General features: G+C 63.9%; 10 protein-coding genes. 5 read left to right on the top strand and 5 right to left on the bottom strand.

Annotation, left to right across the window (positions count from 1 at the left end; genetic code table 11):
* Nucleotides 1-36 precede the first annotated feature (36 nt).
* Nucleotides 37-843: an RMD1 family protein gene (locus tag CCR94_RS20380; protein ID WP_104509667.1), complete on the bottom strand. Its 807-nt coding sequence runs from the start codon at nucleotides 841-843 to the stop codon at nucleotides 37-39.
* A 189-nt stretch (nucleotides 844-1,032) separates the two neighbouring features.
* On the opposite strand from CCR94_RS20380, the gene CCR94_RS20375 reads away from it, so the two are divergent.
* Nucleotides 1,033-2,373: a globin-coupled sensor protein gene (locus tag CCR94_RS20375; protein WP_104509664.1), complete on the top strand. Its 1,341-nt coding sequence runs from the start codon at nucleotides 1,033-1,035 to the stop codon at nucleotides 2,371-2,373.
* Between the two features lie 41 nt (nucleotides 2,374-2,414).
* Here the strand turns inward: CCR94_RS20375 and CCR94_RS20370 are convergent, their stop codons facing one another.
* Nucleotides 2,415-2,816 carry a hypothetical protein gene (locus CCR94_RS20370; RefSeq protein ID WP_104509662.1) on the bottom strand — a complete coding sequence of 134 codons (402 nt, stop codon included), beginning with the start codon at nucleotides 2,814-2,816 and terminating at the stop codon, nucleotides 2,415-2,417.
* Between the two features lie 110 nt (nucleotides 2,817-2,926).
* The gene (locus CCR94_RS20365; RefSeq protein ID WP_104509660.1) at nucleotides 2,927-3,142 is read right to left on the bottom strand and encodes a hypothetical protein; all 216 of its coding nucleotides are present in this window, start codon (nucleotides 3,140-3,142) and stop codon (nucleotides 2,927-2,929) included.
* 443 nt (nucleotides 3,143-3,585) lie between these two features.
* On the opposite strand from CCR94_RS20365, the gene pstB reads away from it, so the two are divergent.
* From pstB to CCR94_RS20345, 4 genes are all read left to right on the top strand, one after another.
* Complete coding sequence (gene pstB / locus CCR94_RS20360) at nucleotides 3,586-4,449, top strand: phosphate ABC transporter ATP-binding protein PstB (protein ID WP_104509658.1); 864 nt, start codon at nucleotides 3,586-3,588, stop codon at nucleotides 4,447-4,449.
* Nucleotides 4,450-4,552: 103 nt separating this feature from the next.
* Nucleotides 4,553-6,475, top strand: a complete 1,923-nt coding sequence (locus tag CCR94_RS20355) for a DUF47 domain-containing protein (protein WP_158254852.1) — start codon at nucleotides 4,553-4,555, stop codon at nucleotides 6,473-6,475.
* Complete coding sequence (locus tag CCR94_RS20350) at nucleotides 6,468-8,048, top strand: PEP/pyruvate-binding domain-containing protein (RefSeq protein ID WP_104509656.1); 1,581 nt, start codon at nucleotides 6,468-6,470, stop codon at nucleotides 8,046-8,048. The genes CCR94_RS20355 and CCR94_RS20350 overlap by 8 nt, the downstream gene beginning before the upstream one ends.
* Before the next feature lie 542 nt (nucleotides 8,049-8,590).
* Nucleotides 8,591-8,860 carry a hypothetical protein gene (locus tag CCR94_RS20345; RefSeq protein WP_104509655.1) on the top strand — a complete coding sequence of 90 codons (270 nt, stop codon included), beginning with the start codon at nucleotides 8,591-8,593 and terminating at the stop codon, nucleotides 8,858-8,860.
* Between the two features lie 477 nt (nucleotides 8,861-9,337).
* On the opposite strand, the gene CCR94_RS20340 is transcribed toward CCR94_RS20345, so the two are convergent.
* The gene (locus CCR94_RS20340) at nucleotides 9,338-10,255 is read right to left on the bottom strand and encodes an ABC transporter substrate-binding protein (protein WP_104509654.1); all 918 of its coding nucleotides are present in this window, start codon (nucleotides 10,253-10,255) and stop codon (nucleotides 9,338-9,340) included.
* Between the two features lie 100 nt (nucleotides 10,256-10,355).
* A partial coding sequence (locus CCR94_RS20335) for a TonB-dependent receptor (protein WP_104509653.1) occupies nucleotides 10,356-12,462 on the bottom strand: 2,107 nt, incomplete at its 5' end.

Genomic DNA, 12,462 nt, shown 5'->3' with positions numbered 1-12,462 from the left:
CAGCCATGTCAATCCGGCGGCCGGCGCCGCCGACGCTCAATGGCCGGGGGGGAAGAAGATCTGGAACAGCGAAACCGCCAGTTCCAGCACGATCAGCACAACGATCGCAGCCTCCATCCGGGTGGAGCGGTCGGCGTCGATCAGGTCCGCCAAGGCGCGGGCGGTTTCGACGATCACGTCGAGTTTTCTCTGCAGCGTCTGCGCCCGCTCCTTCAATTCGTATTCGTCCTCCAGACGCGCGTAAAGGCGTTCGAGATCGGGGCGGTCCCAAAGCACGTCGGGCTTTTCCTCGACGGCGACGCGGCCGGAGACGCGGTGCTGCACGCCCAGCGCCTGGCCGATCAGCTTCAGCATTTCCCGGCGTCCGCGCATGGGCCGGCCATATTGCGCCAGGCCGTAAGCGAGCGGCTCGATCTTGTCCAACACGCCATTGACCTCGCGCTCGTCGCGCCCGAGAGCGACGCTCTTGGCCAGGGCGTCGGCGAAAACCAGGAAGCGCGCGTCCGAAAGATCCTTCAGGCCGATCACCCCGCCGGGCGCGATTCGGTCTTCGGCGCCGTCGAGCACCAGTTGCGCCGTTTCATCCTCCTTCAGCAGCCGCGCGCCGACAATCCGGTCCTTCAGCTTGGAGATGATGTCGTCCTCCTCCAGCGGGCTCAGGCCCACCAGTACGGCGACGCCGTAGCGGTAGAGCGAGACCAGGCCGGACGGGCCGACGCGGAAGGCAAGCGGCGTCAGGGAGATGGTGTCGGTCCGCTCCAGACCCGCGAGGTCGATGCGGTCGCCCAGCAGCAGCGCGTGGGCGGTGAGTTTCGTGGCGACGAGAGGAGGCGATTCGCTCATGAGCGAGTTTGTAGCGCAAAACCGTGACAAATGCAGGCCCCCACGGCCGCGGCTCACTGGCGCGGGCGCCGGGACGGCCAGCCCGGCGCAAGCCGACAGGCGCATAATGTCTTGGAAGACAAGCGAATTGAGACGGTCGGGTCAGTTCATGCGTAATCCCTGATTTGTGACTTTTTCACGGAGATTGGCATGGCCCGCGAAAGCGTCGAAGATATCGACGCGCGTCTGAAATACTTCGTCATTCGGCCCGAGGAGCGTCGGCTGCTGCCGGAGATCTGGAAGGCGGTGCAGCCGAGGCTGCCGGAAATCATCGACGGCTTCTACGCCCATGCGAGTTCCGTCCCCCATCTCGACGGGATGATCGCGGGCAAGTGCCCGCATCTCAAGCGCGCGCAGACCGGGCACTGGATGCAATTGTTCTCCGGACGGTTCGACCAGGCCTATTTCACCGGCGTCCGCGACATCGGCATGGTGCATTTCCGCATCGGCCTGGAGCCGCGCTGGTATGTCGGCGGCTATCAGTTCATCCTGACGCGGCTGTTCGACATCGCCGTGGATTCCGCAAAGTGGGCGCCGCGAAAGCTCAAGGACGTGTTGCGGGCGATATCGACGGCGGTGATGCTGGACATGGAAACGTCGATTTCGGTCTATCAGGAGGCGTTGGTCGCGGAGCGGGAGGCGCGCGGCGAAAAACTCTCGGGACTCCTGAACGACTTCGACGGCAAGTCGCAAGGCATGTTCGCCGCTGTCGCGGCGGCGACCCTGCAATTGCAGACCACCGCGCAAGGCATGTCCGCCATGGCGCAACGCACCCGCATACAATCGACCAGCGTCGCCTCGGCGTCCGAACAGGCCAGCGTCAATGTCCAGTCGGTCGCGTCCACGGCGGAGGAATTGTCGCGCTCGGTCGCTGAGATCAGCCAGCGGATCAAAGCGTCCGCCGACGCCGCCTCCCGCGCCGTCTCCGAAGCGGATGCCGCCAATTCCCTGGTGCTGACGCTGATGAATACTGCGGAAAAGATCACCGCCACCGTCCAGTTGATCCAGACCATCGCCGGCCAGACCAATCTGCTGGCGCTGAACGCCACCATCGAGGCGGCGCGCGCCGGCGAAGCCGGCAAGGGTTTCGCCGTGGTCGCCAGCGAGGTCAAGAATCTCGCCAATCAGACCGCTCGGGCCACCGAGGAGATCACGGCCGCCATCGCCCAGATCCAGGGGGCGACGCGGCAGGCCGGCGCGGCGATCGAGTCGGTGGGCGCCCGCATCGGCGATTTGAGCGAAAACACATCGACGATCGCCACGAGCGTCGAGCAGCAGGACGAGGCCACCCGCGAAATCGCCCATAACGTTGTGGAAGCGGCGGCGGGCGCCCGGGAAGTGGCCGCCAATATCTCCGGCGTCAACGAAGCGGCCGAGGAGGCCGACCGTTCCGCGCAGGAGGTGCTGAGCGCGTCGCAATCGCTGTCGGAGAAATCGGCGCGGCTCCGCCAGGACATGACGACATTCATCGACCTGGCCAAGGCGGTGTAGCCGCGTTTCCAGGCGGAGCGGACGCCGGTTCGCCTGAAATTCTAAATTCCGCGTTCGCTGGCGCGAGAGATCAGGCGCAGAGTCAGCGGTCGTCCGGCGACGGCGCCGCCGAGTGAGTCCGTGATGTGCGCGGGCAGACAGCGGTCGAGCGCGGCGGCCACGGCTTCGAGCGCGGCGCGCTTTTTCGCATCGTCGGCCGGCAGGCGCGCGAAGGTGATATGCGGCCGGCCGATGAGCGCCCCGTCGCGCCGCAGACTGAAGCGCAGGGTGATTTCACCTTCCGGCGTCTCAGCCGGCGACTTCAGGCAGGCGCGGAACTGGGCGAAAAGCTCGTTCAGGGTTTGCGCGGGCGCCGCGACGGCGGGCCAGGAGAAGCAGGCAGCCAACAAGACGCCGGCGGCCAGAGAGGCGCGGACAGGGACGGCGAACAAGACGACGCGCATCGTTTGGCTCCGTGCGTGACGATCCTGGCGTGACGCTCCTGCGCCCAGCAAAGGCGGGAAAGCGGCGCGCGCCGAGCGCCGGGGCGAAAGAACCGCCGAATGAAGCCCGATCAGGCCGCGTGGGCGGTTTCGACTTCGAACGGCGCCCGATCCGGCAAGGTTTCGGCGCAATCGGCCACCTTCATCCAGACGTCGCGTCCCTCATAGTCGCCAGCGTCGGCGAGGCGTTCGGCCTTGTACCGCGCCAAGCCTGGGGCGAGCGGGCCACGATGGGCGCGCAACACCTTGGCGTGAATTTCGATCGCCTGCTGTAATGAGATTTCCATGAGACACCTATGACGGAACCGAAAGCGTCATCAAGGATTCAGTTTACGCAATGGCAGCTTTGCAGGCAATCAAAATTATGATCAAGTTTTGTGCATATCGTCCCCCCGCGCCCTGTCGGTCACGCTGTCAGGACATATCGGAAGGGAATGAAAATAGAGACATAACGACTTGTTTTGCAATTATAATAAATATTTCATTTCTGAAACTACCGGCAAAAACGTCCGTAACTTCTCTTACTGCCCCGCTTCAGGTCATTGATTGAATGCGCCAGGTCCGGGCATTGCTGAGTACATTCCGAGTCTGTCTCCTGAAACGTCGCGGTCTATGCTGGTTCTCGAAATGGACTCTCGCGAGAGACGATCGCGAGAGACGAATGATTCAATCGGCGTAATGCGGATCCGCGTGTTGTCTTCGTCCTTCCGGCAAAAGGTTCACGACAGACATGAGCAATGCAGTCGGCCAAGGCGCTGCGAATCCCGGAGCGTCGCCCCCCGCATCTTCCGGCTATGCCGCTAAACCAAGTTCCCGGGCGCAAGCCGGCGCCATTGAGCAATGCGGCGCGATCCAGATCACAAACCTCGATTTCTTTTACGGCGAAACCCAGGCGTTGAGGGGCGTGACCCTGAAGGCGCCGGCAAAGCGGGCGACCGCCCTGATCGGACCCTCGGGCTGCGGCAAGTCGACCTTGCTGCGGGTTCTTAACCGCATGTACGACATGTATCCAAACGAGCGCGCCACCGGCGAGGTGGAGATGGACGGTTGCGACATCCTCGGCCCGGATGTCGACTTGAACCTGCTGCGCTGGCGCATTGGCATGGTGTTCCAGGAGCCGACGCCGTTTCCGATGTCGATCTATGACAATGTCGCCTTCGGTCCGCGTTTCCTCGAAAATCTGTCCGAGGGCGAAATGGATGAGCGCGTTCAGGAAACCCTTTTGCGCGCCGCGCTGTGGAATGAAGTCAAGGACAGGTTGTCGGAGCAAGCCAACTCCATTTCGATCGGCCAGCAGCAACGTCTTTGCATCGCCCGCGCGCTTGCGGCGCGGCCGGAGGTGATCCTGCTCGATGAGCCGACCAGCGCGCTCGATCCGCTGAGCTCGCTAAAAATCGAAATGCTGATCGCAGATTTGAAACAGAACGTCACTATCCTGATCGTGACCCACAATATGGAGCAGGCGCGGCGCTGCGCCGATGAGGTGGCGTTTTTCTATCTCGGTGAAATGGTCGAGTCGGGTCCGACGGCGCAGATGTTCGAGGCTCCCTTGCGGGAACGCACAAGGAATTATTTCGCGGGAAAGTTCGGCTGAGGACGGCGCGGAGAACCGCCGGTTTTGCGGCGCGTTTCGCACATGCGGCTTTATGTCCTGGTCGCCCAGGCCAAACAGGTTTCATGCAACACAGGGAACGCCGATGAAGGCCCAGATTCTGGCCGCGCTCGGCGAGCGCGAATTGCAGCCCGCCGCGGCGCTCAACGCCGCGCTCGCCGCCAATGACCGGGTGAAATATCTCTTCTCCCTGCTGCAAATGGCTTTGGACCACGCCGAGCATCCGGAGCATCCGGCGGCGACGCTGAAGCGGGAGCGCAACGCCTGCGGCATCGACGATCCCGACCTCGACGGCGCCGTCGCCTCGGCGCGAAAAGTCGGGGCGAAATGCCGCGTGCAGGGCGCCCGAAACATTTTGGCCCGCATCACCGCCGATATGCGTCTCATGGCCGCGCCGGTCGGCGGCGCGAAGTCCGACGCATTCGGATCGCGGCTGGAGGGTTTGCTGGCGGTCATGCCGGGGACGCAGGACGACCTCGTCGATCCCGCCGTCCTATCCGCCATGATGGCGGCCGGGCATGACGGTCCCGACAGCCTGCATCGGCTGGTGATGGATCTGCACAAGCGGCTCAACGCGATGCAAGCGGAACTGGCCGAGGAAACATTGGATGGCGCCGCCGCCTATAATCTGGCCGAGGCGGACCGCCCGCTGGTGCGCGCCTTCATGGCCGGGATCGACCGCACCGCGCGACTGAAATTCAACCATCCCGGCCTCGCCACCACGGCGACGCGCGTCGGAAACCGTCTGATCATTCAAAACGACATCGGCACGACCGACGCGCATGTGATCGTCATTCATGTCGAGGGCTTGCAAGCCGGGGGCTTGGCCGTCGCCGTGACCTATACCGATGTGCATGTCGAGCGGCTCGGCTTTTTTCAGGACATGCTCAAGCCCTTCAAGGTCATATGGGAAAAGCAGCGCACGGACGCGCTGTCCGCCGGCTCGGCGTTTTATCTCGCCACAGGCCGGCTTGAGGCGGCGGATGATGCGGCGGCCCGCGATTACCTCACCTTCCTGGGCTCGCGCCTGGTGTTCCTGATCGACTGGAACCATGCGCGCAAACAATTGCGCGGATTTTTACGCGGCGCGGATCGGCTCGTCCTGTTGAGCTGGGCGGCGGAAGCCGAGATCGGGCATCGCGGCTTTCTGGAGCTCGGCGGCGCCCGGCTGGTCAATCAGAACATCGAGGCCGTCGCGGGATTGTCGATGCATTTCGGCGACCGGCTCTGCGACGTGCTCGGCGATGCCGAGACCCTCGATTTCCTGCGCTTTGTGTTCAAGACGGCGACGCAGGGGCTGCTTTCGGACGAGTCGGCCGCGTTGCTGCGCGACCGCATCAAGGTGGCGCTCGCGGCCCATTTCAGCAATGAGCAGCGGCAGTTGCTCCGCGTCGCCCAAGATCACGCGGGCCTGATCTTCGAACTCGCCAGCCTTGCGCGCGATGCGTTGCGGGCCGATCCGGGGGACGACGGGAAACATGCCGAGAAATGCGCGCGGCGCGCCCGCGCCTTCGAGCATGACGCCGACCGGCTGGTGATCGAAACGCGCGCGTCCGTCGCCCGGCGTCCTGATTATGCAGTGTTTCTGCAAGTGGTGCGGACGGCGGACGATGCGGCCGACGAGTTGGAGGACGCGGTCGCGCTGATGGGCTTCGACGCGCTCAAGGGCAAGCCGCTCGCTGTCTTGCAGGGTCTCGCCGATCAACTGGTGGAGGCGGCGCAGGAATGGATCAAGGCGCTCGGCCACGCGAGCCAGATCGGCCGCGCCGCCAGCGGCGCCGAGACGCAGGATTTCCTGACCGCGATCGACCGCATCGCCGCCTTGGAGCACGAGGCCGACGACGCCCAGCGCGCGCTGACCGCCAGCGCGGTTCGACATGCCGAAGATTTTCGCCAGTTGCACCTCTTCACCGCGATCGGCGATCGGCTCGAAAACGCTTCCGATGCGCTGCAACGCGCCAGCCTGATCCTGCATGAACATATGCTCGAGGATGTGATCAATGGCTGATTTCTACCCGATTCTTGCGGGCGCGCCGCTGGCGGAGGGCGGCGCCGGGGAAGTGGGCAACAAGGCCTGGAACCTGATGCGTCTCGCCAAGGCGGGGCTTCCCGCGCCGCCCGCCTTCGTGTTGCCGACGAACTGGGGCCGCCGCTTGGACCCCTCCGGAGAAACGTCGTTGCGGCGGACGCTGGCGCAGGGCGTCGCGCGGATCGAGGCCGCGACCGGCCAAAAATTCGGCGCGACGCGACGGCCCCTCCTGGTCTCCGTGCGCTCGGGCGCCGCCGTGTCCATGCCCGGCATGATGGAGACGGTTCTTGACGTCGGCCTGAACGCGGCGACGGTGGAGGCGCTGATCCGGCTGACGGGCAATCCGCGCCTCGCCTGGGACAGCTATCGCCGCCTCATCCAGGGCTATGCCGAGGTGGTGGCGGACTTGCCGACAGCGCCCTTCGACGCGCTTTTGACGGCGGAACTGGCGCGAACCGAGAGCGACGCCGCGCGCGAACTCGATCACCGCAGCCTGAAGCAGCTGACCCTCGCCATGCTGGACTGTTACCGGACCTTGACGGGCAAGGCTTTTCCTGACGACCCGTGGGACCAGCTCGCCAGCGCCGCATTGGCTGTGTTTCGGTCCTGGGACGCGCCCAAGGCCGTCAGCTATCGCCGCTTGAACGGCATCAGCGACGAGGGCGGCACGGCGGTGACGGTGCAGGCCATGGTGTTCGGCAATGCCGGCGGCGCCTCCGGCGCCGGCGTCGGTTTCACCCGCAACCCGGCGACCGGCGCCAAGGCGTTTTATTATGACTTTCAATTTGACGGCCAGGGCGAGGACATTGTCGCCGGGCGGCAAAAACTGAGCGACAACGACCGCCTGCCGATCGCGCTCCCGGCCATCTGGGCGCGGCTTAACGGCATCTGCCACGAGTTGGAGGCGCTGTTTGGCGATGCGCAGGATTTCGAGTTCACGGTGCAGTCGGGAACGCTGTTCCTGCTTCAGACCCGGCGCGCCAAGCGCACCGACTGGGCGGCGCTGAACATCGCCGTGGACATGGTCGAAGAAGGCCTGACCACGCCGTCCGAGGCGCTCAAACAGATCGGGGAGATCGATCTCGACGCCATCGCCCGCACCCGCTTCGCGGAATCGCCGCCGCCGCCGCTGGCGATTGCCCTGGCCGCCTGCATGGGCGTCGCCAGCGGCGCCGTCGCGCTTGATTCCGATGCGGTCAAACGCCTGTCGGCGGCAGGTCCGACAATCCTGGTGCGGCGCGACACGGCGACCACGGACATCGAGGGCATGGCGCTCGCGGCGGGCATCCTCACCGCGTCGGGCGGGCGCACCTCTCATGCGGCGGTCGTGGCGCGTCAACTCGGCAAGGTTTGCCTTGTCGCCTGTCCCGGTCTGGACATCGACATCAGCCGCCGTCAATGCCGGATCGGTGGAACGCTCATCAATGAGGGTGACTTCATTTCCCTCGACGGCAATTCCGGCGCTGTCTATGCCGGCCGCCTCGCGCCGCTGACCGAACGCCCGGACAAGGCTCTGGCCGCCATCGCGGGCTGGCGCGTTGCAGCGGCCTAATGGCGGCGAGCGCCTTGGGCACAAAGTTTCGATGCGTATGGGAAATGTTCCGGACGAGCCAAGGATGCAAATCCTCCGCGGGGGCGGCCTCGGCAACGCCAGGCGGCTCACGTGACGACACCACGGACTCTGTTGATCGGCGGCGGGACATTGGCGCTTGCGGGCGCAGGCGCAACCAGCCCGTCCAAGTCGCGAGACTGCGGCCCGAATTGGCGAAGCTGATCGACGGGATCATGCTGCAGTGAGCAAACCCTTTGAAATCCAGCCGCGCCATTGATCGGAGGACGCCAACGGCGCCTGACGCGACCGGCGACACGCTTTCGATCGACCCGGCGCGATAGAGGCGCCGACCGAGCGCTCAGCTCTCGCCCGAACATTCCTTGAATTTTTGGATGAGGAACGCGCCATCCCGACGCGGCCTCCGCCAACATGAAATGATTTCATTACGATGATCGCGCCTAGCCAGATGCCAAGCGGCAGCTCTTGTGCTAGAATATAAAACACGAAAGCACGAAAGCACGATAACCGGAAAGGCAGTTCACATGAAGACCAAGAAGGCCGTAAAGCCGCCCGTCGCGGACAACGACAAGACCGCTCAAGAGAGCAAGAAAACAATAGCGACGCTGAAGCCTGCAAAGCCCGTCAAGGTTAAAGCGGACAAGGCCGCCAAAGAGGAAAAAAAGCCGATCAATTTCAAGGTTTCGGCGGATTTCAGGCGTGAATTCAAGACATATGCGTCGGCCCACGACATGAAACTCAGCAAGTTGTTGGAACTCGCCTTTGATAGTTACCGCAAGCAAAAGGGCGATTGACCGATCGTCCTGAGTTCACGTTCTTAACGTCGCCAGAAACCTGGGGTTTGTCGCCGCGCTCAAGGCGACAGCCGTCAGGATGCCGCTCGCATGCGCCCCCGTATCGACACCGGCGTGGACGAAGACATATTCGCCCGATCTATATGAAAAAGGAAGTTTTTCCAGAAAGCGCAGATGCGCGGCGGGGAGCGGTCGGACAACGAATGATCGCGAACAGATCCGGACCGGTCGTTGGCCTTGGGCAATGAACTGATCATTCGGAAGCGGACTCCTCACAGCATCAAGGGGTGTGCGGACCAATTCCGAGGAGATCTCGGACCCAATCAAGAGTCTTGAATGAACAGGACAGTCTCGGCGCCAAATTATTAAACGGATTCAATTCCGTAGAGCAAGCGGATTGTTTCATCCGTCAGCACTTCGCTGGGCGGTCCATTGTGGAAGATGCGCCCGCGGGCGCTGCAACGGACACGAACGCCGTCATGGCGCGAGCAGTTGATCAAGATCAGCGTCGGTGGGCGTCACGCCGAAAAACAGCGCGTAAAAGGCGCGCGCATCCGCGCGGAGATCGCCGAGTTTCACTTCCGGATGTAGCTTGCCCGCCAGCCAGCGCGCGCCCAGCGCCCGCAGGAAGGACGGCGGACGGTCGAACCAGTTGAAGGGCGCATTGGGGGCGGCGAAGATTTTGCCGGCCCGCACCGCCTTGAGTTGCGCCCAGCGCGGATCCTTGCGGATCGCTTCAGCCGTTGCGGCGAAACGGGTGACGATCACATCGGGATCAAGCGTGAGCAACCTTTCGAGACCGAGCGGATAATTGGCGGCGAACGGCGCGCCGGGCTCGCAATGCAGGGCATTGACGCCCCCTGCGCGCGCAATGACCTCGACGCGGTCGGACGTGTCGCACTGGGTGGTCAGGCCATCCTGGGATTCCGCGTAGTAGACGCGGGGTTTTGGCGTCTTCACCTCCGCGACGGCGGCCTGCACCTCCGCCATTTCCCGCTCCAGCGCGCGCGCCAGCGCCTCGCGGTGAAACAGCCGGCCGAGGAAGCGGAAGGTGGCGGGATACTGATCCAGCCGGTCGACCTCGATGTTGACCACCGGCAGGCCGATGCGCTCGATCTGGCGCGCCGGATAGCTTTCGCCCGGACTGGTCCATCCCAGCGCGATGTCGAGCTTCATGTCCTTGAGCTTTTCCAGATTGGCGTCGGGACCGCCGCCGAGATTGGGCAGTTTGGAAAGCTCCGGCGGCAGCAATTTCAGGGCTTCCGCGCTCATGGCGCGGGGGCTGGCGAAGCCGGCGAGTTTGTCCGGCGCGAGCGCGACGACCAGCGGCATGGCGTGGGTCATGGCGTAAACGGATTTGATGTCGTCGGGGACGGAAACCGTGCGGCCGGACATATCGACGATGTTTTCCGCGCGGGCGTCGAGGCCGGCTCAGAGCACGAGGGCGAGACAAAGAGAGCGGATCATGGTTTGCGTCTTTCCAGTGCGGCGGCGGTCAGAAATTCACCGACAGCGCAGCCTTGTAGGTGCGGGGCGCGCCGAGATAGGCGGTGTTGGTCGCGCCATTTGAGCCGCTCATGTCGCCGTTGATCGAGGCCCAGTATTTTTCGTCGAACAGGTTCTCGACCATGAAGCGAAGCGTCAGTTTTTGCGCGCCGACATCGAACTGGTAGCGCGCGCCGATGTCGGTGGTGAAATAGCCGGCCGCCGAGGAATAATTTTCGGCGTCGGCCGCGCGCTTGCCGGTGACATGCAGGTTGAGCAAGCCAGTCAGGCCGCGCAATTCCGGCACGGCGTATTCGGCGAGCAAATTGCCCTGCCAGCGCGGGATGCCCACGACCTGATGGCCGTTGTTGACGGCGTTGACGCCCTTCATGTCCGCCAGTTTCGTGTCGAGCCAGGTGACGCCGCCGACCACGGTCAGGTCTTCAGTCACCTGGCCCCGCGCGGTGAATTCGGCGCCGAGATCGTCCTGATTGCCGAGGTTCTTGTAGTATCCGTCGGCGTCGGTGGCGGCATAGGGACGCTCGACATAGAAGATCGCGCCGCCCAGGTCCACGCCGCGCAAGGACGCCTTGGCGCCGCCCTCGACCTGCGAGCTGCGCAGCGGCTCCAGCGCCGCGTTGGGGTTTTTGACGCCGGTGGATGGCGCGGTGTTGGACTGGACCGACGAGGACCAGGACACATAGGTCGAAATGTCTTCGCGCGGCTTGAACATCAACGCCGTCACCGGGCTGAGCGCGGCGTTCTTGGTGAACTCGCTTTGCTGCGCGTGCGGGCTCGACGAACCATAGTTGACATTGTCCAGCCAACTCTCGCTCAGGCCGAGCAGCAGCGACCATTGTTCATTGAAATGCACGGTGTCGTTCTGCACCAGCGATTGCTGGGTGATGGTGGAGGAAAGATATTTCGCGCCCGTCCAATTTGGCGTCCAGGTCGAGGACACCAGCGGGTCGTAGAGCGGAATTTTCGAACCCAGCGTATAGGTCGCGGACGAGGCCAGCGCATAGGCGTCGGTGCGGAAGCCATTGGTTCCGAACACCAGTTCATGCTTCAGCGGTCCCGTGTAAACGACGCCGTTGATGTTGAACAAATTGCTCACCACGGTGGTCAGGCTGGCGCTGCTGGAATAGGTCGCCTTGTAGGTTCCGTCTCCGTTGAGCGTGTTGGTCAGGCGGTTGTTGAACCAGCGGTCGGCCTCCTGGCGCAGGACGCCGGCCTCGATGCTCCAGTCCTGGTTGAAGTGATGGATGATTTTCGCGTCGGTGATGTCGGTCTGCGCAATCAGCGCGCTCCAGTTCTGGCCATAGCCCTGCCTGGTCGGGTCGAGGGCGGAGGGCAGCTTGACCGAACCGCCCTTGTAGGCGAAGCCGGCGGGCAGGCCGTCCTGCTCATAGCGGTAGCGGTTGGCGTTCAGTTCGATCTTGGTGTCCGGCGTGAGATTCACATCGACGCCGAGGCCGAGCACGTCGCGTTTGACGTCGCTGCCCCTGACAAAACTTTCGCCGGCGCTGTGCAGCAGGTTGAGGCGATAACCGAACACGCCGTTGGTTTCGGGGATCGGGCCGCCGAAATCGATCGAAAATTCCGGGCGCGCGGCGGAGACATAACCGAGCGTGGCGTTCAGGGACGGCGCGTCCGTCGGGCGCTTCAAAATTCCATTGAGCGTGCCGGCGGGATAGGAAAAGCCGTAGAGCGCGCCGGACGGTCCCGTGAGCACTTCAAAACTCTGGTATAGGCTGAGCGGCAATTGCGTGTCGCCGCGCACGTTCATGCCGTCGATGCGGGTGTTGGCGGAGGAATCGTCGGCGACGAGGCCCCGGATCACCGGCGGCCCGAATTCCAGTCCGGGATGCCCCTGCTGTTGCAGCGAGGGCATGTATTTCGTCAGGTCCGAAAATGTCTGGACGTCCTGGTTGGAGATGATGGCCTCGGGGATGGTGTGGACGGTGAACGGCAGGTCCAGAATCTTGCGGTCGCCAAGAGGCCCCATATTGACGCGGGTCTGGCGGTAGCCCTCCTCGGCCTTGCCGGTCAGGGGCTTGCCGCCGCCGGGCGCGGCCGGCGCTTGCGTGGGGGCGACGGAAACGGGCGGGGGGGCG

Origin of the sequence: Rhodoblastus sphagnicola (assembly GCF_002937075.1) — a bacterium.
GTDB lineage: Bacteria > Pseudomonadota > Alphaproteobacteria > Rhizobiales > Beijerinckiaceae > Rhodoblastus > Rhodoblastus sphagnicola.
The sequence above is the reverse complement of the archived record's forward strand: the minus strand, read 5'-3'. Positions and strand labels throughout refer to the sequence as shown.